General features: G+C 64.5%; 23 protein-coding genes, 1 pseudogene and 1 riboswitch. Of the genes and pseudogenes, 11 read left to right on the plus strand and 13 right to left on the minus strand.

The window, feature by feature from the left end:
- Positions 1-5 precede the first annotated feature (5 nt).
- A complete protein-coding gene (gene alaS, locus ACSKB9_RS09000; RefSeq protein WP_438072633.1) occupies positions 6-2693 on the minus strand; it encodes an alanine--tRNA ligase in 2688 nt (895 codons plus the stop codon).
- Between the two features lie 201 nt (positions 2694-2894).
- A riboswitch (glycine riboswitch) is annotated at positions 2895-2983 on the plus strand.
- Between the two features lie 141 nt (positions 2984-3124).
- Here alaS and gcvT point away from each other — a divergent pair.
- The 4 genes from gcvT (at position 3125) to ACSKB9_RS09020 (ending at position 8166) form a co-directional block, all read left to right on the plus strand.
- Positions 3125-4270: a glycine cleavage system aminomethyltransferase GcvT gene (gene gcvT, locus ACSKB9_RS09005; protein WP_438072635.1), complete on the plus strand. Its 1146-nt coding sequence runs from the start codon at positions 3125-3127 to the stop codon at positions 4268-4270.
- A gap of 20 nt (positions 4271-4290) precedes the next feature.
- Complete coding sequence (gene gcvH / locus ACSKB9_RS09010; protein ID WP_057018368.1) at positions 4291-4656, plus strand: glycine cleavage system protein GcvH; 366 nt, start codon at positions 4291-4293, stop codon at positions 4654-4656.
- Positions 4657-4679: 23 nt separating this feature from the next.
- Positions 4680-7553 (plus strand): aminomethyl-transferring glycine dehydrogenase, encoded by a 2874-nt coding sequence (gene gcvP / locus ACSKB9_RS09015; protein WP_438072637.1) that lies wholly within the window; start codon positions 4680-4682, stop codon positions 7551-7553.
- Positions 7554-7734: 181 nt separating this feature from the next.
- Positions 7735-8166, plus strand: coding sequence for an acyl-CoA thioesterase (locus ACSKB9_RS09020; protein WP_092090370.1), 432 nt, complete (start codon positions 7735-7737; stop codon positions 8164-8166).
- A 33-nt stretch (positions 8167-8199) separates the two neighbouring features.
- Here ACSKB9_RS09020 and ACSKB9_RS09025 read toward each other — a convergent pair whose 3' ends face one another.
- On the minus strand, positions 8200-9078 hold the full coding sequence (locus tag ACSKB9_RS09025; RefSeq protein ID WP_438072639.1) for a hypothetical protein: 879 nt from the start codon (positions 9076-9078) through the stop codon (positions 8200-8202).
- Positions 9079-9415: 337 nt separating this feature from the next.
- Entirely contained in the window at positions 9416-10504 is a 1089-nt protein-coding gene (gene recA, locus ACSKB9_RS09030) for a recombinase RecA (protein ID WP_438072641.1), read from the minus strand.
- Between the two features lie 448 nt (positions 10505-10952).
- Here recA and ACSKB9_RS09035 point away from each other — a divergent pair, with 448 nt between their 5' ends.
- From ACSKB9_RS09035 to ACSKB9_RS09045, 3 genes are all read left to right on the plus strand, one after another.
- Positions 10953-11189, plus strand: a complete 237-nt coding sequence (locus tag ACSKB9_RS09035) for a hypothetical protein (protein WP_438072643.1) — start codon at positions 10953-10955, stop codon at positions 11187-11189.
- A 722-nt stretch (positions 11190-11911) separates the two neighbouring features.
- Positions 11912-12151 (plus strand): hypothetical protein, encoded by a 240-nt coding sequence (locus ACSKB9_RS09040; RefSeq protein WP_028337110.1) that lies wholly within the window; start codon positions 11912-11914, stop codon positions 12149-12151.
- Positions 12152-13179: 1028 nt separating this feature from the next.
- Positions 13180-13383: a hypothetical protein gene (locus tag ACSKB9_RS09045; RefSeq protein WP_438072645.1), complete on the plus strand. Its 204-nt coding sequence runs from the start codon at positions 13180-13182 to the stop codon at positions 13381-13383.
- Between the two features lie 67 nt (positions 13384-13450).
- Here ACSKB9_RS09045 and ACSKB9_RS09050 read toward each other — a convergent pair whose 3' ends face one another.
- The 3 genes from ACSKB9_RS09050 to ACSKB9_RS09060 all read right to left on the minus strand — a co-directional run bounded on the left by ACSKB9_RS09050 (position 13451) and on the right by ACSKB9_RS09060 (position 14391).
- Entirely contained in the window at positions 13451-13681 is a 231-nt protein-coding gene (locus ACSKB9_RS09050; RefSeq protein WP_438072646.1) for a hypothetical protein, read from the minus strand.
- A gap of 99 nt (positions 13682-13780) precedes the next feature.
- The gene (locus ACSKB9_RS09055; protein ID WP_057018365.1) at positions 13781-14083 is read right to left on the minus strand and encodes a hypothetical protein; all 303 of its coding nucleotides are present in this window, start codon (positions 14081-14083) and stop codon (positions 13781-13783) included.
- Between the two features lie 176 nt (positions 14084-14259).
- Complete coding sequence (locus ACSKB9_RS09060; RefSeq protein ID WP_225647285.1) at positions 14260-14391, minus strand: peptidylprolyl isomerase; 132 nt, start codon at positions 14389-14391, stop codon at positions 14260-14262.
- 328 nt (positions 14392-14719) lie between these two features.
- Here ACSKB9_RS09060 and ACSKB9_RS09065 point away from each other — a divergent pair, with 328 nt between their 5' ends.
- Together ACSKB9_RS09065 and ACSKB9_RS09070 are read left to right on the plus strand one after the other, a co-directional pair.
- Positions 14720-16195 (plus strand): amidase, encoded by a 1476-nt coding sequence (locus ACSKB9_RS09065; RefSeq protein ID WP_438072648.1) that lies wholly within the window; start codon positions 14720-14722, stop codon positions 16193-16195.
- Between the two features lie 38 nt (positions 16196-16233).
- The gene (locus ACSKB9_RS09070) at positions 16234-16695 is read left to right on the plus strand and encodes a PaaI family thioesterase (RefSeq protein WP_076828387.1); all 462 of its coding nucleotides are present in this window, start codon (positions 16234-16236) and stop codon (positions 16693-16695) included.
- A 378-nt stretch (positions 16696-17073) separates the two neighbouring features.
- On the opposite strand, the gene ACSKB9_RS09075 is transcribed toward ACSKB9_RS09070, so the two are convergent.
- The 7 genes and pseudogenes from ACSKB9_RS09075 to ACSKB9_RS09105 all read right to left on the minus strand — a co-directional run bounded on the left by ACSKB9_RS09075 (position 17074) and on the right by ACSKB9_RS09105 (position 23396).
- Positions 17074-17367 carry an HdeA/HdeB family chaperone gene (locus ACSKB9_RS09075; RefSeq protein WP_168854955.1) on the minus strand — a complete coding sequence of 98 codons (294 nt, stop codon included), beginning with the start codon at positions 17365-17367 and terminating at the stop codon, positions 17074-17076.
- A gap of 354 nt (positions 17368-17721) precedes the next feature.
- Positions 17722-18684 (minus strand): alpha/beta fold hydrolase, encoded by a 963-nt coding sequence (locus ACSKB9_RS09080; protein WP_438072651.1) that lies wholly within the window; start codon positions 18682-18684, stop codon positions 17722-17724.
- 819 nt (positions 18685-19503) lie between these two features.
- Complete coding sequence (locus ACSKB9_RS09085) at positions 19504-19761, minus strand: hypothetical protein (RefSeq protein ID WP_438080634.1); 258 nt, start codon at positions 19759-19761, stop codon at positions 19504-19506.
- Between the two features lie 27 nt (positions 19762-19788).
- Positions 19789-21527, minus strand: a pseudogene (locus ACSKB9_RS09090) (pyrroloquinoline quinone-dependent dehydrogenase); the annotation flags it as partial.
- Positions 21528-21598: 71 nt separating this feature from the next.
- A complete protein-coding gene (locus ACSKB9_RS09095; RefSeq protein WP_438072653.1) occupies positions 21599-22165 on the minus strand; it encodes a hypothetical protein in 567 nt (188 codons plus the stop codon).
- On the minus strand, positions 22146-23048 hold the full coding sequence (locus tag ACSKB9_RS09100; protein ID WP_438072654.1) for a caspase family protein: 903 nt from the start codon (positions 23046-23048) through the stop codon (positions 22146-22148). The genes ACSKB9_RS09095 and ACSKB9_RS09100 overlap by 20 nt, the downstream gene beginning before the upstream one ends.
- A 120-nt stretch (positions 23049-23168) precedes the next feature.
- Positions 23169-23396, minus strand: a complete 228-nt coding sequence (locus ACSKB9_RS09105) for a hypothetical protein (protein ID WP_438072656.1) — start codon at positions 23394-23396, stop codon at positions 23169-23171.
- Between the two features lie 159 nt (positions 23397-23555).
- On the opposite strand from ACSKB9_RS09105, the gene ACSKB9_RS09110 reads away from it, so the two are divergent.
- Both ACSKB9_RS09110 and ACSKB9_RS09115 read left to right on the plus strand, forming a co-directional pair.
- Complete coding sequence (locus tag ACSKB9_RS09110) at positions 23556-24008, plus strand: hypothetical protein (protein WP_438072658.1); 453 nt, start codon at positions 23556-23558, stop codon at positions 24006-24008.
- 173 nt (positions 24009-24181) lie between these two features.
- Positions 24182-25366 (plus strand): GNAT family N-acetyltransferase, encoded by a 1185-nt coding sequence (locus ACSKB9_RS09115; protein WP_438072660.1) that lies wholly within the window; start codon positions 24182-24184, stop codon positions 25364-25366.
- Positions 25367-25508 lie beyond the last annotated feature (142 nt).

Here is a 25508-nt window from a genome sequence, read left to right on the forward strand (position 1 = left end):
CTCCGTCAGGCGCCGGCCGATGCCTGTTGGGTCATGGCCTGTTCGATCGCCGACAGCGCGGCGTCGGCCTTGGCGCCGTCGGGCCCGCCGGCCTGCGCCATGTCGGGCCGGCCGCCGCCGCCCTTGCCGCCGAGCACCTCGGAGCCCTTGCGCACGAGCTCGACCGCGTTGAACCGCGCGGTCAGATCGGCAGTGACGCCGACCACGATGCCGGCCTTGCCGTCCTCGGTGACGCCAACGATCGCGACCACGCCCGAGCCGATCTGCTTCTTGCCGTCGTCGACGAGACTCTTGAGATCCTTGGTCTCGACGCCCTCGACCGCGCGCGCCAGCAGCTTGACATTGCCGACCTCGCGAACGGCTGAGGCGGCGCCGTTCGACGCACCGCCGCCGCCCATCGCGAGCTTCTTGCGGGCGTCGGACAAATCGCGCTCGAGCTTCTTGCGCTCTTCCATCAGAGCTGTGATGCGCGCCGGCACGTCGTCGATCGTGGTGCGCAGCTCCAGCGCCGCGGTCTTGGCCAGCGCGATGGTGTCGTTGGCGTGCTTGCGCGCATGGTGCCCGGTCAGCGCCTCGATACGGCGCACGCCGGACGCGACCGCGCCCTCGCTGGTCACGGAAATCATGCCGATGTCACCGGTGCGGCGGACATGGGTGCCGCCGCAGAGCTCGACCGACCAGCCAAGCGCGTTCTGGCCGTGATCGCGGGCGCCCTTGCCCATCGACACGACGCGAACCTCGTCGCCGTATTTCTCGCCGAACAGCGCGCGGGCGCCGGCCTCGCGAGCATCGTCGACGCCCATGACCCGGGTCGTGACCTCGTCATTCTCCAGCACGACATCGTTGGCGATGTCCTCGATCCGGGCGAGCTCTTCCGGCGTGATCTGCTTCGGATGCACGAAGTCGAAGCGCAGCCGGTCCGGCGTGACCAGCGAGCCGCGCTGCGCGATGTGATCGCCGAGCACCTGGCGCAGCGCCTCGTGCAGCAGATGCGTCGCCGAATGGTTGGCGCGGATCGACGAGCGCCTGGTGTGATCGACCTCGAGCTGCAATGTGGTGCCGACGCCGAGCGTGCCCTGCTCCACCGTGCCGAGATGCACGAACAGATCGCCGGCCTTCTTCTGCGTGTCGGTGACGCGGAACTTGACGCCCTCCCCGGTCAGCACGCCGGTGTCGCCGACCTGGCCGCCGGACTCGCCGTAGAACGGGGTCTGGTTCAGCACGATCGCGCCGCTCTCGCCGGCCTTCAGGCTCTCGACCTCGGCGCCGTCCTTGATCAGCGCCGTCACCGCGCCTTCCGCGCTCTCGGTTTCGTAGCCGAGGAATTCGGTCGCGCCGAGCTTCTCGCGCAGCGGGAACCAGATCGCCTCGCTCGCCGCCTCGCCCGAACCTGCCCAGGAGGCACGCGCCTTCACGCGCTGCCGCTCCATCGCGTCGGTGAACGACGCCTGGTCGACGCTGATGCCGCGCGACTTCAGCGCGTCCTGCGTCAGATCGAGCGGGAAGCCATAGGTGTCGTACAGCGTGAACGCGGTGTCGCCGTCGAACATGTCGCCCTTCTTGAGGCCGGCGCTCTTCTCGTCGAGGATCGACAGGCCGCGCGCCAGCGTCTTGCGGAAGCGCGTCTCCTCCAGCCGCAGCGTCTCCTCGATCAGCTTCTCCGCACGGACCAGATCCGGATAGGCCTGGCCCATCTCGCGGACCAGCGCCCAGACCAGGCGATGCATCAGCGGCTCGCTCGCGCCCAAGAGCTGTGCATGGCGCATCGCGCGGCGCATGATCCGGCGCAGCACGTAGCCGCGGCCCTCGTTCGACGGCAGCACGCCGTCGGTGATCAGGAACGCGGACGAGCGCAGATGGTCCGCGATCACCCGATACGACCCGACGTTCTGCTCGTTCGGACCGTGCCCGAGGGTAGACGCGGCGGCATCGATCAGATTGCGGAACAGATCGGTCTCGAACACGCTCTCAACGCCCTGCAGGATGCAGGCCATGCGCTCGAGCCCCATGCCGGTGTCGATCGAGGGACGCGGCAGCGCTACGCGCTCCTCCTTCGTCACCTGCTCGTACTGCATGAACACCAGGTTCCAGAATTCGAGGAAGCGATCGCCATCCTCATCCGGGCTGCCCGGAGGGCCGCCCCAGATGTGCTCGCCGCGGTCGATGAAGATCTCGGAGCACGGTCCGCACGGGCCGGTGTCGCCCATCGCCCAGAAATTGTCCGAGGTCGGGATGCGGATGATGCGGTCGTCCGAGAAGCCCGCGATCTTCTTCCAGTAGCCGGCCGCCTCGTCGTCGGTGTGGTAGACGGTGACCAGCAGCTTGTCCTTCTTCAGCCCGAAATCCTTGGTGATCAGATTCCAGGCGAGCTCGATCGCGCGCTCCTTGAAGTAATCGCCGAACGAGAAGTTGCCGAGCATCTCGAAGAAGGTGAGATGGCGCGCGGTGTAGCCGACATTGTCGAGGTCGTTATGCTTGCCGCCGGCGCGCACGCACTTCTGCGACGTCGTGGCGCGCTGATAGCCGCGCTTCTCGACGCCGGTGAAGACGTTCTTGAACTGCACCATGCCGGCATTGGTGAACATCAAGGTCGGGTCGTTGCGCGGAACCAGCGGCGACGAGGCCACGATCTCGTGCCCGTTCTCCTTGAAGAAGTTCAGAAATGTCGACCTGATGTCGTTGACGCTGCTCATGTTCATCCAATCGGAAAAGGGGCCGGCCAGCCGCAAAAAGGCGTCATTTTCCGGCCGAACGCTTTTAGACATTGCCAGCTGCGGTGTCCAGAAACTGTGCAGGCGGATCATGGGCTTGCCGCGGCAGCACAAAGCCCATTGGATAGTTGCTGCAGCTGCGTTGACAGTCTTGGTGGCGCCGTGTTTTCTACCTACCTATACCTAGTCACGTCGGGAGAGACCGGCCTTATCGCCGGCGCCGAAGGAGCAACCGCCCCGGAAACTCTCAGGCAAAAGGACCGCGTGACGTCTGACATCTGGAAAGAGACGCTGGGGTTCGCCCCGATGCGTCCGCCGACGGGATAATACTCTCAGGCACAGCGACAGATGGGGCTTTCTGCAGGTTTCTCAAGGGGAAATAGGTCCCCGGCGGGAACCGCGAGGGCCCTGTGATGCTTGCGCGCGAAACCTCCCCGCTGAAACAGACCCCGCTGCACGCGCTGCATCTCGCGCGCGGCGCCAAGATGGTGCCGTTCGCCGGCTATGACATGCCGGTGCAATACGCGGCCGGCGTGCTGAAGGAGCACCTGCACACCCGCAAGGAAGCCGGCCTGTTCGATGTGTCGCACATGGGCCAGCTCGTGCTGAAGGCCAAATCCGGCAAGGTCGCGGATGCCGCGCTCGCGCTGGAAAAACTGGTGCCGCAGGACATCGTCGATATCGCACCGGGACGGCAGCGCTACGCGCAATTCACCAATAATGACGGTGGCCTGCTCGACGACCTGATGGTGGCGAATTTCGGCGATCACCTGTTCCTGGTGGTCAACGCCGCCTGCAAGGCCGAGGACGAGGCGCATCTGCGTGCGAATCTCTCCGACGCCTGCGAGATCGTCTCGCTGGCCGACCGCGCGCTGATCGCGCTGCAGGGCCCGAAAGCCGAATCGGTGCTGGCGAAACTTTGTGCAGATGTCGGTTCGATGAAATTCATGGACGCCGGTCCGCGCCGCGTCGGCGACGTCGACTGCTTCGTCTCGCGCTCCGGCTATACCGGCGAGGACGGCTTTGAGATTTCCGTGCCCGCAGACAAGGTGGAAGCCCTGGTCACCGCGCTGCTCGACAATCCCGACGTGTTGCCGATCGGGCTCGGCGCGCGCGACAGCCTGCGGCTCGAAGCCGGGCTGTGCCTCTATGGCCATGACATCGACACCACGACGACGCCGGTCGAAGGCGCGCTGGAATGGTCGGTGCAGAAGGTTCGCCGCAGCGGCGGCGCCCGCGCCGGCGGCTTCCCGGGCGCCGACAAGATTCTCGCGCAATTCGCAGATGGCGCCGCGCGCCGGCGGGTCGGCCTGAAGCCCGACGGCCGCGCACCGGTGCGCGAAGGCGCCGCACTGTTCGCCGATGCCGGCTCGACCGAGCAGATCGGCAAGGTGACCTCGGGCGGCTTCGGCCCGAGTCTCAGTGCGCCAGTTGCGATGGGCTACCTGCCCACCGCCCTTTCCGCCGTCGGCACCACCGTTTTCGCCGAAGTGCGCGGCCAGCGGCTGCCGCTGAAGGTCGCCGCTACGCCCTTCGTCCCCAATACCTACAAACGCTGAACGCCAAAGGATCGATCCCCATGACGACGCTGTACACGTCTGACCACGAATGGCTCCGCATCGAGGGCGACGTCGCCACGATCGGGATCACCGACTATGCGCAGTCGCAACTCGGCGACGTCGTGTTCGTCGAACTGCCCAAGGTCGGCCGCAGCCTGAAGAAGGCCGAGGCCGCCGCTGTCGTCGAATCCGTCAAGGCCGCTTCCGACGTTTACGCACCGATCAGCGGTGAGGTGGTCGAGGTCAACGACGCGCTCGCCGCCGAGCCCGCGCTGGTCAATTCGGATGCCGGGGGCAAGGCCTGGTTCTTCAAGCTGAAGATTGCCGACAAGGGCGAGCTCGGCGGCCTGATGGACGAGGCCGCCTACGCCGCGCACACCGCCTAAAGGATCACCCCGAGGATCACGTCATGAACGCGCCCTTCAAGCCGATCAACGAAGCCGCCACCGATTTCGTCCGCCGCCACATCGGACCGTCGCCGCGCGACGTCAACGCGATGCTGGAGACGGTCGGCGCCGCGAGCCTGCAGGCGCTGATGAATGAGACGCTGCCGGCGTCGATCCGCCAGAAGGCGCCGCTCGATCTCGGCCGGGCGCTGAGCGAGACCGAGGCGCTCGCGCATATGAGCGAGCTCGCCGCGCAGAACCAGGTGTTCACTTCGCTGATCGGCCAGGGCTATTCCGGCACCATCCTGCCCGCGGTGATCCAGCGCAACATTCTGGAGAACCCGGCCTGGTACACCGCCTATACGCCGTACCAGCCGGAGATCAGCCAGGGCCGGCTCGAGGCCCTGTTCAACTTCCAGACCATGATCTGCGATCTCACCGGGCTCGACGTCGCCAACGCCTCGCTGCTCGACGAGGCGACCGCCGCGGCGGAAGCGATGGCGCTCGCCGAGCGCCACTCGCAGGTCAAGGCGAAGGTGTTCTTCGTCGACAAGGAGGTGCATCCGCAGACGCTGGCGGTGATGCGCACGCGCGCCGCGCCGCTGGGCTGGGCGCTGGTGGTCGGCGATCCCCTGACCGAGCTCGACAGCGCCGACGTGCTCGGCGCGCTGCTGCAATATCCGGGAACGTCGGGCGCAGTACGCGACCTCAAGCCTGCCATCGCGTCGCTGCGCGCCAAGGGCGCGCTTGCGATCGTCGCGGCGGACCTGCTGTCGCTGACGCTGCTCGCCTCGCCCGGCGAACTCGGCGCCGACATCGCGATCGGTTCGGCGCAGCGGTTCGGCGTGCCGATGGGGTATGGCGGACCGCACGCCGCCTATATGGCGGTGCGCGACACGCTGAAGCGCTCGCTGCCCGGCCGCATCGTCGGCCTCTCGGTGGATTCGCGTGGCCAGCCCGCCTATCGCCTCGCGCTGCAGACCCGCGAGCAGCACATCCGCCGTGAGAAGGCGACCTCCAACATCTGCACCGCGCAGGTGCTGCTCGCCGTGATCGCCTCGATGTATGCGGTCTATCACGGTCCCGAGGGCCTGACCCATATCGCACGCAGCGTGCATCGTCGCGCCACCGTGCTCGCCGCCGGCCTGCGCAAGCTCGGCTTTGCGCCGACCAGCGAAGCGTTCTTCGATACCGTGACCGTCGAGGCAGGTAGCAAGCAGATCGAGCTCGTCACCCGCGCGCAGGCCGAGCGGATCAATCTGCGGATCGGCGCGACCACGCTCGGCATCGCGCTCGACGAGACCTCGACGCCGGAGACGGTCGAGGCGGTGTGGCGCGTGTTCGGCGGCAAGCTCAGCTATGCCGAGATCGAGGCCGGCGCGCACGAGGCGCTGCCGAAGGAGCTGCGGCGCACCAGCGCCTTCCTCAGCCATCCGGTGTTCAATACGCATCGTTCCGAGACCGAGCTGCTGCGCTACATGCGCAAGCTCAGCGATCGTGACCTCGCGCTCGACCGCGCGATGATCCCGCTCGGCTCCTGCACGATGAAGCTCAACGCCACCACCGAGATGATCCCGCTGACCTGGCCGGCGTTCGGCAATCTGCATCCGTTCGCGCCCGCGGATCAGGCCAAGGGCTATCACGCGCTGTTCAAGCGGCTGGAGCAATGGCTGTGCGACATCACCGGCTATGACGCGGTCTCGCTGCAGCCGAATTCCGGCGCGCAGGGCGAATATGCCGGGCTGCTGGCGATCCGCGGCTATCACCTCGCGCGCGGCGAGCCGCACCGCAAGGTGTGCCTGATCCCCTCCTCCGCGCACGGCACCAATCCGGCGTCGGCCGCGATGGTCGGCATGGAGGTCGTGGTCGTCGCGTGCGATGCGCGCGGCGACGTCGACGTCAATGATCTCCGCGCCAAGGCGGAGAAGCACTCCGCCAACCTTGCCGCGGTCATGATCACCTATCCGTCGACCCACGGCGTGTTCGAGGAGCATATCCGCGAGATCTGCGACATCGTGCATGCGCATGGCGGACAGGTCTATCTCGACGGCGCCAACATGAACGCGCAGGTCGGACTGTCGCGGCCCGGCGATTACGGCGCCGATGTCAGCCATCTCAATTTGCACAAGACCTTCTGCATTCCGCATGGCGGCGGCGGCCCCGGCATGGGCCCGATCGGCGTGAAGGCGCATCTTGCGCCCTATCTGCCGGGCCATCCCGCGACCGATGGAGCGACGGCGCATGCGATCGGCGCGGTGTCGGCCGCACCGTTCGGCTCGGCGTCGATCCTGACCATCTCCTACATCTACATCCTGATGATGGGCGGCGAAGGTCTGACGCGGGCGACCGAGATCGCGATCCTCAATGCCAACTACATCGCCGCGCGGCTGCAGCCGCACTTCCCGGTGCTGTACCGCAACGAGCGCGGCCGCGTTGCGCATGAGTGCATCGTCGATCCGCGGGCGCTGAAGACGACCAGCGGCGTCACCGTCGACGACATCGCAAAACGCCTGATCGATTACGGCTTCCACGCGCCGACCATGAGCTTCCCGGTGGCGGGCACGCTGATGATCGAACCGACGGAATCGGAATCGAAGTTCGAGATCGACCGCTTCTGCGACGCCATGATCGCGATCCGGGGCGAGATCGCCGAGATCGAGAAGGGCCGCTGGAAGGTCGAGGCCTCGCCGCTGCGCCACGCGCCGCATACCGTGCACGACATCGCCGACGATGCCTGGAACAGGGCCTACACCCGCGCCGAAGGCTGCTTCCCGGACGGCGTGTCACGGTCCGACAAATACTGGAGCCCGGTCGGCCGCGTCGACAACGTCTACGGCGACCGCAACCTGGTGTGCTCGTGCCCGCCGGTCGAGGATTACGCGCAGGCGGCTGAGTAAGCGCCCTTCTCGTAGCCATTGTTGTAGGATGGGTAGAGCGCAGCGAAACCCATCACTGCTGATCACGCTCCGTGAACGATGGGTTTCGCTGCGCTCTACCCATCCTACGGTCCAGCGATCGTAACGTCCCTGCTAACCGCGGGACGAACGATAGCGAGGGCCGCCCGCGGCAGGAGGAAACATGCGCGAGGAATTCTGGTTCCATTTCCCGTTTCGCGTCCGCTATTCGGAGGTCGACGCGCAGGCCGTGGTGTTCAACGCCCACTACCTCACCTATTTCGACACCGCGATCACCGAATATTTCCGCGCGCTCGGCTACGACTATCTCGGCGAGGTGGCGCGGACCGGCATCGACTTCCACACCGTGAAATCGGTCGTCGAGTACAAGGCGCCGATCCGGTTCGACGAGGACATCGAGGTCTGCGTCCGCGTCGCGCGGATCGGCCGCTCCTCGATCAATCTTGCGCTCGCGATCTTCGCCAAAGGCTCCGATGATTTGCGCGCCACCGGCGAGATCATCTGGGTCGCGACCGATCAGAAGACCCATCAGTCGGTCGCGGTGACCGAGGATTTGCGGGCACTGATCGCAAGCCGGGAGAAGACGCTGGCATAGGCTGATTGCGCACACAGGTTGTGCGGATCAGGCTTACGGGGCAACCAAGGCCCGGCTCTCGGCGTCCCAGCGCCACAGGCGCTCATTGGTCAGTTCGGTGCCGCCCCACCAGCGATGGATCGTGTTGTATTGGCTGAAGTCGAGCTCGCGATCCGACACTTCCTGGCCGAAATCGGTGAGCGACAGCCGACTGTGCAGGAGTCGGTTGTTTCGGGCCTTCAGATCGTCGGGCGCTTCGATCTCCGCGGGGAATCCGGTCAGGACCGGTGATGGACAATAGGCGAGCCGGTCCAGGATCAGCTCCGCTTCCTGAAAATCGAACACGCCGCGTTCCCTGTTCAGCTCGCTTGAACGGACCTGTGGGCTTGTCTCGCCGTCGGCAACGAGATCCAGCATCCGCAGTTCGGACGCGCCGAGGCCGGTGTCTTGCCCGGGTAGCTCCTCGAGCAACGCAATCAGCGCCGCGCGGAGCTGCGGGATGGCCGACAGATCCTGCATGAGAAGGTCGAAACAGGGCTCGGGCGTCGGAGCGCGATAGGCAGTCCAGGCGCGACCGGCCAATTCCAGCCGATCATCGGTCACCGCAAGTGCAGGCAATCGCCATTTCGCCAAGCTCTCGCCTCGGTACCTGCCGATCTCGACATCGTTCTGGACCAGCTTGAGCTTCGCTACGATGTGGCGGTGCGGGCGGAGCACGTCGAGCAACCAGGCCAGCACCAACTGGTCATTCGGCTGGGGATCAGCCCATAGCTCTACGCTGTCGCAACGCTCACACAGTTCGACAAGACCGATGTCCCTGCCGATCGAGCCGGTCCATCTTGAACTGGCGAAGTCGAGCCAGTGCGTGTCGAAATCGACGTGCTTTGCGGAACGCGGTTCCAGCAGGGTCGTGAGGTCATCCGACGAGGGCATTTTCCCCCAAACGAAGCGCGGCCTCAACCCGACGACGATGTCCGCCCTTCCCGCCTGCCTCAGGCGATAGCTCGCGAGTTCACTTGTCGCCAGGATCAGACTTGTAACGATGCTCTCCGGCTACGCGGGATGGCATCAGCACCGCAAGCTGAGGATCAACTGCTTTACAAAAGACACACAAAACCAAACGGGCGCCGAAGACGTCGGCAACTCAACGTCCTCAGCGCCCGCTTGCAGCGAAGTCATGTGTTCGTTTGAGCATGATCTCCGCGCAAACGCGTTCCGCGTTTGTCGCGAGGGAAAACCGCTTCGCACTTTTCCGGATCATGCCGGAGACTTACTCCTCCGTCGGCTCCTCGCCCTCGGCGTCGCGTTCGGGTGTGCCGGCGAGGATCTGCTCGGAGATCAGGCCGGAGTTCTGCCGGATCGCGGCTTCGATCTTGGCGGTGATGTCGGGATTCGACTTCAGGAATGCCTTGGAATTCTCGCGACCCTGGCCGAGCCGCTGGCTGTCATAGGAGAACCAGGCGCCGGACTTCTCGACGATGCCGGCCTTGACGCCGAGGTCGAGGATCTCGCCCATCTTGGAAACGCCCTCGCCATACATGATGTCGAACTCGACCTGCTTGAAGGGCGGCGCCAGCTTGTTCTTCACCACCTTGACGCGGGTGGTGTTGCCGACCACCTCGTCGCGCTCCTTGATCGCGCCGATGCGGCGGATGTCGAGGCGGACCGAGGCGTAGAATTTCAGCGCGTTGCCGCCGGTGGTGGTCTCCGGCGAACCGTACATCACACCGATCTTCATGCGGATCTGGTTGATGAAGATCACCATCGTGTTCGACTTGTTGATCGAGGCGGTGAGCTTGCGCAGCGCCTGGCTCATCAGGCGGGCCTGCAGACCCGGTAGCGCATCGCCCATCTCGCCCTCGAGCTCGGCCTTCGGCACCAGCGCCGCAACCGAATCGACCACCAGCACGTCGACCGCGCCGGAGCGCACCAGCGTGTCGCAAATCTCCAGCGCCTGCTCGCCGGTGTCCGGCTGCGAGATCAAGAGCTCGTCGATATTGACGCCGAGCTTGCGCGCATAGACCGGGTCGAGCGCATGTTCAGCGTCGATGAAGGCGCAGATGCCACCCTTCTTCTGGCCTTCCGCCACGGTGTGCAGCGCCAGCGTGGTCTTGCCCGACGATTCCGGCCCGTAGATTTCGACGACGCGCCCCTTCGGCAGACCGCCGACTCCGAGCGCGATATCGAGCCCGAGCGACCCCGACGACACCGTCTCGACATCCATCGAACGGTCGTTCTTGCCGAGCTTCATCACCGAGCCCTTGCCGAACTGGCGCTCGATCTGGGAGAGCGCGGCTGAGAGGGCCTTGGACTTGTCCATGGAGGATCCTTCGACGATACGCAGTGCGGTGGCGGACATTTGGGATGTGCTCCTTATGGCGGGGATTCGCTAGCGGGAAAACGGGCGATGAGATCGGGTGGAATGCGTTGCTGATTGGAACCTCGTACCATGTTTGTTCTAAGTTCGCAATATGTTCTTTCGAGCAGACCAAGTGCTGGCCGTATTTAAGCCCCCGTGTCCTCATTTGATTTTGAGAGTGTCCTAATTCCGATTAAGCGAACGGAAACCGTAGCTTGGCCGATGTTCTCAGTAGGACTACCGAGGCACCCCACCAGATGTTCTATCCCCGTCCCGCCTTTGACCGCGATCAGGGAATTTAATCTTGGGAGAACGAACCGGGAGCAATGGAACGTGATACGATATTACCATCACCGGCCAAGGCTTTCACCGGCCAAGGCTTTGCCCGTAGGCGTCGGTGGCTGAGAGACCGAGAGCGCTCCCGCCTGCATAGGAAGGGAGCGCGGCCATGCCGAACCATTCCACAATAGCGCACCGCGAGATGCAGCTTCGCCATCTGGAGCAAGCCGAGCGGCATATTGCCCAAGGCGAACGACACATTGCCGAGCAAGAGGAACTGATTGAAGGCCTCGCCAGTCATGGCCATGACCTAACGGAGGCGAAGAAGCTTCTGGATAACTTCTACTCGTGCCAGGTTCTGCACGTTCAGCACCGGGACCGCATCCGCAGCGAACTGGCAGAGTAAGGCCGCCTCACCTCAGTTGGCGGCCTATTCTCATTTAGCGCACGATTATCTCATCTAGCGCACGATTAATTTCCTAGCATGGCACAAACTGCACTTTGGTTTGGTGGTCATCCGGAGTTAGATTTCAACCCACGCAGGGGTTGTGTCATGACCAATGACCTACTTTTTAGGGCGAGCACTGTGGTGCTGGGGCTGTGCCCCATTGCTATCGCTGCGATTGCAATATTCATGTGAGAAAGAGGCCGCCTCACTTGGCGGCCTCTTTCATTACAGGCCCTTCCCGTCGAATCGCTGCGACATATGACGTGAATCCCGGTCGCGTGAATGAGGTGCTGAAAGGCTCTCGACATCGCGGCAGTCGAGAAGCGGCGCTATCTCGCAGGTCAGCTTGAACTATGAAGCCCGGCGAGCCGGGATTTTTCTTGGCCCAAAGAACGGCCCCAGCGAGGGGGTACACGCTGAGGCCAAGGCGGTTGGATCATCCATGAGATGACAGGCTCATCACATAAACAGGGCGCCTATACCTACGATGAGCGCTACGAACGATATCGCCGCCAACGCCATGAAGCCGTACTCGACGCCGTCGTGGTGACTGAGCCTGAACATACAGAGAGCTTGCGCCACGGTCTTCGTGTCCGCATTAAAGTAGGCATGTCAGCGATAGCGCCCTAATTGCGGTTCCAGGCTTAACTTAAGCGAAGATTTTTGAAACGATTCCCTCGATGCCGCTTTTATTGCTCATGCAACAGGCGACCGAGGTTCATCTAGTCCGGGTGACGACCGATGACGGCGAGGTCCAAATCTGGCTCGCCGCGACCTCGCGCGAAGAAGCCGTTGACCGAGTGCTGGATGCAATCCCGGAGGGATGGGCTGTTAGCCTCATTCAGCGACAGCTGGCCGCCGATCACATCCCAATTCTCAACATGGCGGCCGGAGAAGTGCGCCGGCATCAGGTGTCCTGAAGAAACGGCCCCAGCGCGTTGGAACGAACGCTGAGGCCGCCTCACCGCGCCGCTACTGGGCAGGGACCCTCCGAGTGTTGCGGCCCCAGCCGAACTGGATTCTACATAAACAAACGGCCCCAGCACCCGACAGGGAGGCTGAGGCCGAGGAGCGCCCGTGGGGTAGGGAAAGATTCTGGACACCCCCACCTCAAGCTAGAACCTCCATGGCGCGGAAGGGCATTTGCATAAGTGAATGAGTGTCCTGATTTCCCCAAGCGAGTGTCCTAACTAGGACAGCACCAACAGACCGGTGCCGGCCTGTTTCCATCCACAATGGCCTGCTTTGATTTTTCGAGTGGCCCGGCTTGGGTTTAACCCCGTCGTAACCAAGGGTTAGCCGATGTTCTCGGTAGGACTACTGAGAAGGCCCTCAGATGTTCTGGCCCCATAATTTCCTGCGGGTCGCGATCTGTTCTCGCGGAATGTTTACTGGAACAATTGACCCGGCAGTGCCCTTATTTGGGGGCCCCCAGCCAGACAGGTAGCCCCCCGACTGCTGGAGGAAAACCCGCCTCCGGGACGGGTTGGCGGCCCCCTGTTGGGGCCGTTTAAAATTCCGTAGTTCTCCGGCCAAGAACAAAGTTCCGGCCATGCGACGCGCCTTGCGCCCGAAGTTCCCCTGATAATCAACAAGTTAACCTGACAGGCGCGACGGCGTCCGATAACGGCTGGCACAATCTGCATACTACCTTCGTACCCCTCCTGAGCCCTGGAAAAACTCCGTAGCGTTCGACGGAAGACTCGGGTTCCGCCAGTGTTCGTAACATTGGCCTGCTCAACCAACGCGAATTGCGCGTCGCCGGGCAGGCAATACAGCTGGCGACGATTCCCTGGCGACGCTGCCGGCGGACGAAACCCCTTCCGGAATCCACAACGACGGCTCGAACGGGCGCGGCCTTTCACACGATCTTTTTACGGGTGCTGATCATTACTACAACTAATGGTTTAAATACCGACGACCGCCCTTCATTCGCGGAACCGTACAGATGATCCACAGGGGCATCGAGTTCAGCGTCACTCAGCTGACGGCCGGCGTCTGGAAATGGCGCTTCCAGATCGGCGATCGCGTCTTCACGGGCAAAACCGAAGCAAAGCTCGATCTTCTGGCAATCCGCCGCGTGCAGCTGCGGATCGATCGCGAGCTGAACAATCTGGGGCGGGAACGGACCCGCGGCAGCAATGGGGACTGAGGCACAGTCCGTCGCGCACGCTGCGGGGCCCTGACGCGCTGGCCCGCGCACTTCGCTCGAAAACGCTTCAGTCCGCGCTTGCCAGCCGCCGCATCGTGAACTCGATGTCGCCGCCGGGGAGCTCGCGCCAGCTCTCGATGGCGCTCATATAGGCCGCCTTCGGGTAGCGCTTGAGAAAGTCACGCGCCCTCACGCGGGCCTGATCGCGTGGCAGGCTGAAGGTCTCGCGCAGATAGCCGTCGTCCGGCTTTCGCCGCTCGGCCATCCGGCTGGCGAGATCGCGCGGACGAGACACCATTGCCGCAACTCCGGACCAATTGACGACACCCCCAATATAGGGGTGGCGGCGGGAGAATCCGAGTCGGAGGGAGGCGGACGAGGTCGCCCCGAACGGGCGTTACTGGCTACGCGGCGCGGCGCTTCCGGGCTGCGCGGAGCTTCCGGTCTTGGTCTTCGGCTTGGCGGGATGGGCGGCCGCCTTCGGCGGATCGCTGCGCACGACGCCCCAAGGATCGGACGATCCCTTGGCATCGGGAATCTTGCTGAGCGAATCCTTGTAGGCCTTGTCCCTGACCGCGTCCTGCTCCTTCTCATCCTGGGTCTTGGTCTTGACCTCAGGCATCAGGTTGACGTTCGGCATCTGCGCATAGGCCGGCGCCGACAGCAGCACCGCAACCGCAACTGCGCTCAAAACTCTCATGAGAACACTCCCTGCATTTTCGTCGGCGGTATATCACCGCAACAAAGCCGTCGCCAAGCGCGCCTGCCCCGGCCCCGAACATGATGCGTTTCCGCGGAATCGCATCATGTTCTCATCTCTTTGTTTGAGCATGATCTTTTTCGGAAAACCGGTTTCCACTTTTCCGGATCATGCCCTTAGAGATGGTCTGACTTGCAGGATTTCGGCGACTGCATCCAGTCGTCCCAGATCGGACCGCAGCGCGTGCAACCGCTGAGCGCAAGCCCGATCACAACCACGCCGCCCAGCAACACCAACCTGCGGAACATGCACGCCCCCACCACTCGCGAGGGGGCGATTGGGCGCCGAAACTGGGGCATTTTCAAGCCGGGCACGGCACTTGCAGCGCAGCGCAGTGCGCGTCGGAGCGCAGCGCAGTGCGCGTCGGAGCGCAGCGCAGTGCGCGTCGGAGCGCAGCGCAGTGCGCGTCGGAGCGCAGCGCAGTGCGCGTCGGAGCGCAGCGCAGTGCGCGTCGGAGCGCAGCGCAGTGCGCGTCGGAGCGCAAGCGCGCGTCGGACGGGCTGCCGGCGCGCACTGGTTTGACCGGACGGCCGCGCAAATTACAGTGCGCAACAAAGCAGAAAAGGAATCGATCAAATGACTTTGGCGATGAGCTGGGACGAGTGGACGCAGCACGACGGGACGGCGCTCGCGGAGCGCGTCAGGTCCTGCGAGCTGACGCCCCGTGAGCTGGCGTCGCAGGCAGCCAGCGCCGTCGCCAAGGTCGATCCCGCGCTCTCCGGCGTCGTCGAGCTGTTCGACGATGTGATCGCCGATCCGGCGCGCGACGGTGCCGACCTCGACGGCCCGTTCGCCGGCCTGCCCTTCCTGATGAAGGACCTCGGCCCGACCTTGAAGGGGCGGCTGCAGGAGATGGGCTCGCTGATGATGCGCGGCAATCGCGCCGCGGCGGACACCTTCCTGACGGCGAAGATGCGCAAGGCCGGCCTCAATTTGATCGGCCGCACCACGACGCCGGAGTTCGGGGTCTGCAGCTCGGCGGAAAATCCCGCGGTCTATGTCACGCGCAATCCCTGGAACACCGACTACACCACCTGCGGCTCGTCGGCAGGCAGCGCGGCGATGGTCGCCGCCGGTGCGGTGCCGATCGCGCATGCGACCGACGGCGGCGGCTCGATCCGCATTCCCGCCGGGGTCAACGGCAATATCGGGCTGAAAGTCTCGCGCGGCGTGTTCTCGCTCGCGCCGCATCTGTCCGATCTCACCGGGCTGGTCTCGATCCAGGGCTGCCAGTCGCGCACGGTGCGCGACACCGCTGTTTTCATCGATGCCTGCCGGGGACCTGCGCCCGGCGAGTTCATGCCGTTCTGGACCTCGCCCGAGCCATATGCCGCAATGATCGCGCGCGATCCCGGCCGGCTCAGAATCGCGCTGTCGCACACATGGGGCGACTATCGCGCCACGCCGCACATCACAGCCGAGCTCGAGCGGGTCGGACGTTTCCTCGAAGGCCTCGGCCATCAGGTCGATTATGCACTGCCGGCGATCGACTATCGGGAAGCCTTCGCGGCGCAGACCACCTGCTACATCAGCAATTTCGCCGTCGTGATCGGCAACATGCTCGCCGCGCGCGGGCTGGAGCGGCCGCCGGCGGAGCTGATCGAGCCGATCAACATCCGCATCTGGGAGCATGGCCGCGACTTCAGCTTCGCCGATCGCGCACGCATGCAGGCCGTCTTCAACACCACCTCGCGCGGCTTCGGCGCCTTCTTCGAGGACTGGGACATCATCCTGACGCCGATCACGGCACTGCCGACGCCGAAGGTCGGCACCACGGAATATCTCACCATCAGCGACAATCCGTCGGTGCTGGACTGGTTCGGCAATCTCTGGCGCAACTTCGCCTTCACGCCGCTCGCCAATCTCTGCGGCATCCCCGCGATCTCGCTGCCGCTCGCGACCAACGAGCACGGCCTGCCGCTCGGCATTCAGGCGATCGGAAAGCAAGCGAGTGACGGGCTGTTGCTGCAGCTCGCCGCCCAGATCGAACGGGCGATCGACGGCAAGTGGAATGCGGGCAACACGCCGGCCGTGCATGTCACGCGCAACTAGAACAAGATAGATAGCATCAACAGAGGGAGCGGGACGTCATGCAGCAGCAAGCCGGGGAATTCGGGATCGACGACGCGAAACGCGTGCTCGGCGACGTCTTTGCGCCATGGGTGCAGGACCTCAATCTGTCGATCGAGCAGTTCGACATCACGCCGCCTGCCGGCGATGCCGACTGGCAGCCCGGCGCCATCCTGCGCATGCCGTTTTCCGAGCGGTTGTGCCGCAATGGCGGCATCGTCTGCGGCCAGGCGCTGATGGCGTTCGCCGACACCGCGATGGTGCTCGCCAACCTCGCGGCCAACAAGGGCTACCGGCCGATGACGACGGTCGACCAGACCACGCATTTCATGCGCGCGGTGACGGCGTCCGACGTGCTGGCCGACGCTCGCGTGGTCCGGCTCGGCCGCACCATGAGCTTCGGTCGCGTCACGCTATCTTCTGCCACCGACAACAAGCCGGTGGCGATGGTGTCGAGCGCGTTCGCGATGCTGCCGGGATAGGCCTCTCGCATCATGGCCGGTCTATCTCATCCTGAAGGATGTGAATGTATGGCGGAGGAGCGGCACCAAACATTCAGTGTCGTCCCGGCGAAAGCCGGGACCCATAACCACCGAAGACCATTGTTGCGCAGGGCTGCGGCCACAGCCTTCCGCAACAATTAAACCCTGTGGTTATGGGTCCCTGCTTTCGCAGGGACGACGTCGGACATGTTGTCCCGCCTTCAATCCCGTCATCCTGAGGAGCTTGCGCAGCAGGCGTCTCGAAGGACGAGGTTACCAGCCCGGCCTCACGGTTCGCCTGGCGATGCGAAGCATCGTACAGAGACACGCGTTCCGCGCTCCTCACCATGAGGGTTCAGGCTAATCACGCTGCAAGATTTACTTGCCGAGCACGGCCTCCGCCGCGTTGACGATGCTGATGGTCGGATTCTTTCCGCAATAGGTGCCGAACTTCTTGGCGTTCTCGGTGAACACGTCGGTGTCGATGATCGCCTCGTCGGAGTCGCCCTTATACCAGCCGTCCATCCAGACCAGCACCATTTTGATGGTGTCGTCTCCGCCTTCGACGAACTGTTTGCAGGTCATGGTCGAGAGATCGAGGACGGTGGCGCTGGCCGGCGCCGACGACAGAGCGAGCGCGGCGGCAAGCATGATCGAGGCAGTGATCTTCATCGCAATCTCCATGGGCAATGATCTGAAATGAACAGGTCGCCGGAAGCCCGGCGGCTCCGCTCGCGACCTCGTAAGCGAAGCGTCGCGACGAACGCAAGCACGGCATCGCGCAAATCAGTCCGCACATCGCTTCGCTGCACGGATTGAGAATTCGTGTTTCTGATTTGTGACGGCGCCGCGCTAGAGCGTGATGAGAACAGGGCGTGTACTCGAAAATCCAGTGTATACGAGCGGGATAGCGAGATCCGTGCCGCTCTCAAAGCAGACCTCGGCGATGCTTTGGGGAATGTCCGCTCAGGGCCAAAACGCGACGTTGCGTTGCTTGCCGCGTCTACGCAAGTCCCCGTTCGCGATCTATAACTGTTTCAGGAATTCCAGGATCGCATTGCTTACGTCTTTGGCGCGCTCTTGCTGAGTCCAATGACCGCAACCTTTCAAGACTATTGTCTCGCGAAGCAAGGGCACGAACTGTTTCAGGCTAGGGACGAGATGGCTCCAACTCGGCGATCTGTAAACCCCGTCTCGATCGCCAACGACATAGAGTGCCGGGACCTGAACCTTTGCGCCGGACCATGGTGCGAGCAACTCCCAATTGCGATCAATGTTGCGATACCAATTCAAACCTCCTCCAAAGCCGGTGCGCTTGAACTCCTCAACGTAAAATTCGATGTCACTGTCCGTGAGCCACGTCGGCAATGATTGGGTTGTAGGCTTCCCATCAAGCCACCCCCCCTCACTAGGAAGCATCGTGAGCGACGCAGGATCCTCAACCGGCGCATCGCCAGATAGGGCGAACAATGTCGTCTTGATTGCGTTGTGGACGTCTTTTTCGAGTTCTGCCTCGGCAACGCCCGGCGTCTGGAAATACAGTTGATAGAAGCGCTGCTTTTCGGCCCTCGGCATGACAGTGCTTGGTCGGTCGGGACCACGCACCGGAAACGGCACGCTCAAGCCAGCGACAGCCCTAAATCGATCCGGTCTAAACAGAGCGCAGCGCCAAGCGACCGGCGCTCCCCAATCATGTCCGACAACGACCACTCGATCCGTGCCGATCGCGTCGAGCAATCCGACCATGTCTCCGGTCAAATGCAATAGAGTGTATTGATCGATCGCATCCGGTTTGTCCGTCTGCCCGTAACCACGCATGTCGGGCGCGATGGCGCGATATCCGGCGGCAGCGAGCGCTTCCAATTGGTGCCGCCACGAATACCAGCACTCCGGAAAGCCATGGCAGAGAAGCACAGTGGGGCCGCTCCCTGCTTCGGCCAGGTGCATTCGAATGCCATTTGTCTCTATAAATCGAAGCGAGATCGTCATTGCCAACCTCCGCAAGATCATTGATCTGATAGCTAATCAGTCACATTGTGAGCTCCAGCCACAACCGAAGTGGCCCCGCCGACACCCAGTCGAACGGCGGACCGCCAAAACGACATGCTCTACGAATTTATTTTCGAGCCCGCACCGCGCCTCCGGCAGCATCGGCGCAAGGTCGGCTTCGGGTCAAATGCGGCGGTCGGGGATCGTTGGTGAGAAGTCCGGACTTGCATCCAACACCGGACCGAAGTTGGTCCACAGGGCGACATCCCCGCGGTCAACGCCGCGTGCCCGCATCTCGGAACCGATATCCCAGATGAGCCCACGCCCCGGGTTCAACTGCATCCGCGAACAACCTGCGCTCCCTCGCTGGTTGTGGTAGGGCAATCGCATATGACCCTTGGAGGCACCTCGGCCTCGTGGTTCGAGACGCGCCACAAGCGGCGCTCCTCACCATGAGGGTCTCCTGCTGTGCCGCAACACACGACCCGTCATCCCCGCGCAAAGGCTTCGCCTTTGTCGCTGGAGGAGCCGCGCAGCGGCGTCTCGAAGGATGGCCGCGAGGACGCTGCCCGACAGATTTTTATGTGCGATTGCCCTGCCGGTTGCGGGGGAGATGCAGCGAATGCCGCCAGGCTGATTCAACCTGAATTCATCGCGCTTTAGCGGAGCGAGGCGACGCCTGCACCATTTCGGAATAGTAGAAAAGTAACCCTGAGTTGCCCGACGTGTCAAGTTGCTTTTCGAACGCTGGCAGCTGCCGGCACCTTTGCATGGGGTTGTTTTCGATATTTTGGCGGCGCGCACTGCGGCAGGGAGCACCTAAGCGGATCGCGAGCGGCGGCTCCGCCGCCCGCGCCAGAACAGCGCAACGAGGGCCACGAGCACGAGACCGGCGGCCACAGCCTTGGCGGTGAACCGCCCGCCGGGCCGATCGATCAGGCGGGTCCACAACGATGCCCCCTCGCCCTGGCGCGGCAGGCGAAATGCCACCACGCTATCGCCGATCGATGTGCCGGCCTCGGAATGGCCGCCGGCGCCGATCACGACGTACTGCTCGCCCTTCCAGAGATAGGTCATCGGATTGGCGACGCCCGGCACCGGAAGCCGGCCGAGCCACAACTGCCGGCCCGATCTGGCATCGAACGCGCGCAGATAGGCATCCATCGCGCCGGTGAACACCAGGCCGCCCGCGGTGATCGCGACGCCGTTGACCAGCGGCGTGCCGGTCTTGAGCGCGATGCCGAGCGGTGCGAGATCCTCGCTGTGCCGACCGACGAATGCCAGAGGATCTTGCCGGCCCTGAGATCGACCGCCACCGTCTCGCCCCATGGCGGCTTGTTGCAGGGCGACCCGACCGCCGACTTCGCCAGCGCCCGCGACATCGCGAACGGCGCCCCCTCCTGCTGGCCGAATTCATGACCCGGCGGCGGATTGAAGCCGTTGGCCTGGTCGCGCGGAATCAGTGTGACGATGTGCGCCGCATGACTGACATTGGCGTAGAGGATCTGATTGACCGGATCGAACGCCGCGCCGCCCCAGTTCACACCGCCGCCGGTCATCGGATAGATCACAGTGCCCTGCGTCGACGGCGGCGTGTAAAGGCCCTCATTGCGGGATTGCGCGAGCAGCGTCTCGCAAGCCGAGCTCCCGATGCCCGGCAGCAACCCGGCGACATCATCGGCCGTCATCCGCTGCGTCAGCAGCGGCGGCACGTGGGTCGGGAACGGCTGCGTCGGCGACAGCCTCTCGCCCTCGGCGCCGTTCTGCGGCACCGCGCGCTCCTCGACCGGCCACACCGGCTTGCCACTGTCGCGATCGAGCACGAACACGAAGCCCTGCTTGGTCGGCTGGATCACGACGTCGCGCTGACCGTCGCCGGCGTCGATCCGCGCCAGCGTCGGCTGCGCCGGCAGGTCGTAGTCCCAGACGTCGTGATGCACGGTCTGGAATGCCCATGCGAGTTCGCCGGTCTCGATCCGCAGCGCGACCACGGAATTGGCGTGCTCGTCATTGCCGGGGCGCTTGCCGCCCCAGAAGTCCGGACTGGGCGAAGTCGTCGGCAGGAACACCAGCCCGCGCTCCTCGTCGACCGACATCGGGGCCCAGACATTGCTGTGGCCGGCCTCGATCCCGTCATGCACGAGCGGATCGAAGCTCCAGCGCGGCTGGCCGGTTCGCGCATCGAAGGCGCGCACCGCGCCGAGCGGCGCGTCGACCCGCCGGTTGTCGCCGATCGCGGACCCCACCACGACCACGCCGCGTCCCGTCACCGGCGCCGACGTGATCTGAAACTCGCCCGGCCATTCCAGCTTCATGCCAATGTCGATCCTGATCTCGCCACCGTTGCCGAAATCGGCGCAAGGCTTGCCGGTTCGGGCATCGAGCGCGATCAGGCGCCTGTCGTTGGTGCCGGTGAAGATGCGTGACTTGCAGGCGGCGCCTTCCGCCGTACGATCGTCCGTCCAGTGCGCGACGCCGCGGCAGACAAAGCGATTGGCCGGCCGTTGCGCCATGCTGATCTTCGGATCGAAACGCCATTTCTGCACACCGGTGCCGGGATCGAGCGCGATCACTTCGTTGAACGGCGTGCAGAGGATCAGACTGTCCTCGACGAACAGCGGCGTCACCTCGAACTTGGTGCGCTTCATGACCTCGGGCGGGCGCGTATCGAGATCGCCGGTGCGGAATTCCCAGCCGCGCAGCAGCGTGCCGACATTGTCCGATGTGATCTGCGTCAGCGGCGAGAAGCGCTGTCCGCCGCGATCGCCGCCCCAATACTCCCAGGCGCGCGCCGGCTGACCACACAGCAGCAGCGCGGCAAGCAGGCAAAACAGCGACCGCATCGCGTCCTCCCCCAGGATGCGATCACCAGGCGCCGCATCTCATGCGGGAAAGCATTTACGCGATCGGCGCGTCAGTATCCACCCCGGCGATAGCCGCCGCCGTAGTTGCCGCGATAACCACCACCGCCGCCGCCGATGCCGATCCCGATTCCGATTCCGATCGGCGGTCCGGCAGGCTCGTAGACCACGGTTGGAGGCGGACGGCGCACCACCACGACGTCGTCCTCAACGACGACGCGCGGCGGGCGCTTGCCCGCGCGCCGCGGCGGATCGGGATCGGCACGCTTTTTCACCGGCACGTTGGCCCTCTGCTGCAGCGGCTGTTGCGGCGGCACCGCGTTGCAGGGACAGGTCGGCGCCGCCAGCGCGACGCTGGTCGCGGGCACGCTGAGCGCGACGGCGGGCGCCGGATCGGGACGGTAGCGCAGCCGTTCGATCATCTTGCGCGCGGTCGCTGTCAGGTCGGTGTCAGGATATTGCGCGAGGAAGCCGCGATAGGCCGCGGCCGTGTTGGCGAGAACGGCGTTATTCCACGCCACCATGCGGCGATGCCGGTCGAGCCAGTCGCGCGCCTGCAGGCCACGCGGCGTGCCGGCGAAGATCGCGGCGAAGGCCTCATCAGGATTCGTCGGAGCCATCGACCACCATCAGTTCATTCGCGGCCTCGATCGGCTTGCCTTGCAACTCGCGCTTCCATTCGTCGACGGTGCGTTTGGCTGCGGCCGGCGGCGGCGTCACTGCGGGCGACGCCGCAGCACCCGCCATGAAACGGAAGTCGTCGGTGAGCGAGGACGAGTCCCACGGCGTCTGGCGACCGTCGGTTGCCCTGTTCACCGCCAGGCGAACGCGCTTGAAGGTGTCCTCGATCGGGATGCCCGGCTCCTTGGCCGAGGCCAGCAACGCGTTGGTGTAGGGGCTGTTGGCGCCGCTGCCGTCCTCGGCTTCCGCTCCCGGCGAGGTCGAGAACGAGACAAACGTGCCGGGCGCGCCGACCCTGGCATCGACGATGGCGAGCCCATGCCCCGCGGTCTTGCTGAGTTCCGGGAATGGATTGTTGCGGCAGGCATCGAGCAGCACGATGCGCATCCGACTCGGAACTGAGGTGAGCGTATTCAGGACGTCGTTGAGCCGAACCGCCTGGATCGGGATATCAGCCTCGCGCTTCGGATCGACATCGACCGGCACCAGATAGTTCTCGCCGTCGATCTGCAGGCCATGCCCGGCATAGAACACCAGCGCCACGGTGTCGGCGCCCTTCGCCGCCACCTGGCCGGCAAAATCGCTGAGCCGTGCGCGCATCTCGTCCTGGGACAGATCCGATGCGGCCGTCACCGCAAATCCGGCATCGGTCAGCATCTGCGACACAGCCCTGGCGTCGTTGGCTGGATTCGGCAGCGCGGGCACCGACTTGTAGGCCGACTGCCCGATCACCAGCGCCAGCCGGTTTTCCGCCGATGCCGGCACGGCGCCGAGCAGGATCGCTGCCGGAACAATCAGGCTGAGGAGCGAACGGCGAAGCATGGCGGCCTCCGACAAATGACATCGGAGATGGGTCGGAGGCCGTCAGGCCAAGGTTCATGCCATGCGGCAATGTACTGCCGACCGACGACGGTCGAATGGCTGCCGAGTTCGTGAGCCCGGCTATTTCGGCTTCTTGGCCGGATCCGCTGCCGGCTTGGTGACGCCCCAAGGATCATATCTCTCCTTGGGCTCGGGGATCCGATCGAGCGCGGCCTTGTAGGCCTTCTCGTCGACCTTGGGCTTCTGCTCCGTCTTCGTATCGCCCCCACCGCCCCCTCGCCGGCCCTGGGCGAGCGTGGGTGTCGCGAGCAGCGCCAGAATGACGGCAGCAACCGTGAAGCGTTTCATGTCAGTCTGTCTCCCCCGCCGCCGCAGCAACATCCGGTAATACCTCTACCCCAACGATAACTTGTCGCTCGACATTTGTTGATCGACAAAGCGCCGCCTGATGCGAATTCAGCGCCGCCAGGGGGCGCAATCCTGGCGGCGGCACATTAAATGCGCTGAATGGGACAGGGACAAGTACATCTGGCGGCGCTGCTGGCCGGCGCCGCCTTAATATTGAGTGGCTGCGGGCTGGCGGACAGCCACGCGGTCTGGCCGGAGGCCTTGAAGGTCAAGGCCGCCGAGCCGGCGCCGCTCGAGACGCCTCCGGACGTCAAACGGCTGGTCGCGGGCAAGTTGGATTCGGTGTTCACGGCCGGTTCACAGCCGACCCATGTTCGGGTCTCCGCCCCGCTGCACGACCCGCGCGGCACCGGCTGGACGGCCTGCGTGCGCGCCGAGCTGACATCGGTGATCGGCAAGCCGCTGGGGACGCAGACCTATCGCGTCTTCATCAATGAAGGCTCGATCTTCGATCGCCGGCAGGTCGGGGCCGACGACAATTGCGTGACGGAGACTTACGAGCCGGTCGAGAGCACCGTTGCGGCGGAAGCGCAGCGGGGCGCCAAACCCTAGCGCTTGAGCCGGCGAGCCGGCCAAGCCGCTGCGCACCGGGTATGCTGAACGGTCCGTTAACACGACCGTTCAAATTGCGCGGTGGCCTCAACGGCATTTTCCATTTCTTTCCGCTAGCGTTGCCCTGACGAACGCAAGGCCCAATCAGCCTCGCGGAGTGGGGAAACAAGGACGTGGCCGATATTGCTGACCAAGCAATGGTGCACCGTGCATCGCGCAAGGATGCCACGAACGATCGCACCTTGCCGCCGCTGTCGGCCGCGCCGCTCAATGCATGGCGTGCGCTTGCCGCGCGCGCGATCGAGGCCAATGGTTACTATCAGGCGGACTGGGAATTGGCGGTCGATGCCTCCGCGCGCGGCCGCACCGGCGCGGCGCTGCTCAGCGCCGCCGACGATGCCGGGCAACTGATCGGCCTGTTGCCCGTCGTTCCGATGCGGCGGATCTACCGGATTCCCCTGCCCGCTTTGGTCGGCGTCGAACCCTATGGCACGCTGTGCACGCCGCTGCTCGACCGCGACGCCGCCGAGGAAGCGGCGGGCAAGATGCTGCGGCAGGCGCGCAATGCGGGCGCGCATGCGCTGATCCTGCGCACCATGTCGCTCGAGGGCCCGGCCATGGCGGCGATCCGCGCGGTGCTGGCGCGAGACGGGTTGCAGCCGCGCATACTGAGCGCCTATCAGCGCGCCCAGCTGGATGCGACGCGCGATGCGGACGAATTGTTGCGCGACGCGCTCGGGCCCAAGAAGCTGAAGGAGCTGCGCCGCCAGCATCATCGCCTGTCCGACCACGGCGCGGTGCGCTTGGATGTCGCTCGCACGCCGCGCGAGGTTGCGACGGCGCTCGAGACTTTCCTTGTCCTCGAAGCCGGTGGTTGGAAGGGAAAGCGCGGCACGGCGCTCAGCCAGCATGCCGGCGATGCGGCCTTCATCCGCCGCGCGACGTCGACGATGGCCGAAGCCGGCCGCTGCGAGATCATCACGCTGCATGCGGGCGACACGCCGGTCGCGGGCGGCATCGTGGTGCGTCACCAGGACCGCGCCTTCTTCTTCAAGATCGGCGTCGACGAGCGCTTTGCGAAACATTCGCCCGGCACGCAGTTGACGCTGGAGCTGACGCGCCATCTCTGCGCCGATCCCACGATCAATTCGGCCAATTCCACCGCGGCGCCGGGCCACCCCATGATCGACCCGATCTGGCGCGGCCGCTTCGCGATCGGCGACGTCTTGCTGCCGCTGCGGCGCCGCGATCCGCTGGTGCCCGCCATTCACATCGCGCTGAGCCTGAACAACTTCGCCTACGAAGCCGCGCGCGGCGCCGTCCGCTTCATCCGCAGCCGGCGCGGCAAGCCCGGATAATGCGGTTTACCCTTTCGTAGGCATGCAGACACATCGGGAAACAACGGGCTGCCGCCGTCAGGTTGGTGTCAGCTGGCCCGACTAGCGTTGCGGCGCGCTGGTTCTCAGACGGCGCGCGCCCTTGCTTCGAAAGCCTCATCTG

The organism is Bradyrhizobium sp. BR 1433 (genome assembly GCF_051547665.1).
In the GTDB taxonomy this organism is placed as follows: Bacteria; Pseudomonadota; Alphaproteobacteria; order Rhizobiales; family Xanthobacteraceae; genus Bradyrhizobium; species Bradyrhizobium australafricanum.

What these genes read in the sequence shown, in the direction of transcription:
- alaS (WP_438072633.1), bottom strand. Translation starts at nt 2,693, where the DNA reads ATGAGCAGCGTCAACGACATCAGGTCGACATTTCTGAACTTCTTCAAG.
- gcvT (WP_438072635.1), top strand. Translation starts at nt 3,125, where the DNA reads ATGCTTGCGCGCGAAACCTCCCCGCTGAAACAGACCCCGCTGCACGCG.
- gcvH (WP_057018368.1), top strand. Translation starts at nt 4,291, where the DNA reads ATGACGACGCTGTACACGTCTGACCACGAATGGCTCCGCATCGAGGGC.
- gcvP (WP_438072637.1), top strand. Translation starts at nt 4,680, where the DNA reads ATGAACGCGCCCTTCAAGCCGATCAACGAAGCCGCCACCGATTTCGTC.
- ACSKB9_RS09020 (WP_092090370.1), top strand. Translation starts at nt 7,735, where the DNA reads ATGCGCGAGGAATTCTGGTTCCATTTCCCGTTTCGCGTCCGCTATTCG.
- ACSKB9_RS09025 (WP_438072639.1), bottom strand. Translation starts at nt 9,078, where the DNA reads ATGCCCTCGTCGGATGACCTCACGACCCTGCTGGAACCGCGTTCCGCA.
- recA (WP_438072641.1), bottom strand. Translation starts at nt 10,504, where the DNA reads ATGTCCGCCACCGCACTGCGTATCGTCGAAGGATCCTCCATGGACAAG.
- ACSKB9_RS09035 (WP_438072643.1), top strand. Translation starts at nt 10,953, where the DNA reads ATGCCGAACCATTCCACAATAGCGCACCGCGAGATGCAGCTTCGCCAT.
- ACSKB9_RS09040 (WP_028337110.1), top strand. Translation starts at nt 11,912, where the DNA reads ATGCCGCTTTTATTGCTCATGCAACAGGCGACCGAGGTTCATCTAGTC.
- ACSKB9_RS09045 (WP_438072645.1), top strand. Translation starts at nt 13,180, where the DNA reads ATGATCCACAGGGGCATCGAGTTCAGCGTCACTCAGCTGACGGCCGGC.
- ACSKB9_RS09050 (WP_438072646.1), bottom strand. Translation starts at nt 13,681, where the DNA reads ATGGTGTCTCGTCCGCGCGATCTCGCCAGCCGGATGGCCGAGCGGCGA.
- ACSKB9_RS09055 (WP_057018365.1), bottom strand. Translation starts at nt 14,083, where the DNA reads ATGAGAGTTTTGAGCGCAGTTGCGGTTGCGGTGCTGCTGTCGGCGCCG.
- ACSKB9_RS09060 (WP_225647285.1), bottom strand. Translation starts at nt 14,391, where the DNA reads ATGTTCCGCAGGTTGGTGTTGCTGGGCGGCGTGGTTGTGATCGGGCTT.
- ACSKB9_RS09065 (WP_438072648.1), top strand. Translation starts at nt 14,720, where the DNA reads ATGACTTTGGCGATGAGCTGGGACGAGTGGACGCAGCACGACGGGACG.
- ACSKB9_RS09070 (WP_076828387.1), top strand. Translation starts at nt 16,234, where the DNA reads ATGCAGCAGCAAGCCGGGGAATTCGGGATCGACGACGCGAAACGCGTG.
- ACSKB9_RS09075 (WP_168854955.1), bottom strand. Translation starts at nt 17,367, where the DNA reads ATGAAGATCACTGCCTCGATCATGCTTGCCGCCGCGCTCGCTCTGTCG.
- ACSKB9_RS09080 (WP_438072651.1), bottom strand. Translation starts at nt 18,684, where the DNA reads ATGACGATCTCGCTTCGATTTATAGAGACAAATGGCATTCGAATGCAC.
- ACSKB9_RS09085 (WP_438080634.1), bottom strand. Translation starts at nt 19,761, where the DNA reads ATGACCTATCTCTGGAAGGGCGAGCAGTACGTCGTGATCGGCGCCGGC.
- ACSKB9_RS09095 (WP_438072653.1), bottom strand. Translation starts at nt 22,165, where the DNA reads ATGGCTCCGACGAATCCTGATGAGGCCTTCGCCGCGATCTTCGCCGGC.
- ACSKB9_RS09100 (WP_438072654.1), bottom strand. Translation starts at nt 23,048, where the DNA reads ATGCTTCGCCGTTCGCTCCTCAGCCTGATTGTTCCGGCAGCGATCCTG.
- ACSKB9_RS09105 (WP_438072656.1), bottom strand. Translation starts at nt 23,396, where the DNA reads ATGAAACGCTTCACGGTTGCTGCCGTCATTCTGGCGCTGCTCGCGACA.
- ACSKB9_RS09110 (WP_438072658.1), top strand. Translation starts at nt 23,556, where the DNA reads ATGGGACAGGGACAAGTACATCTGGCGGCGCTGCTGGCCGGCGCCGCC.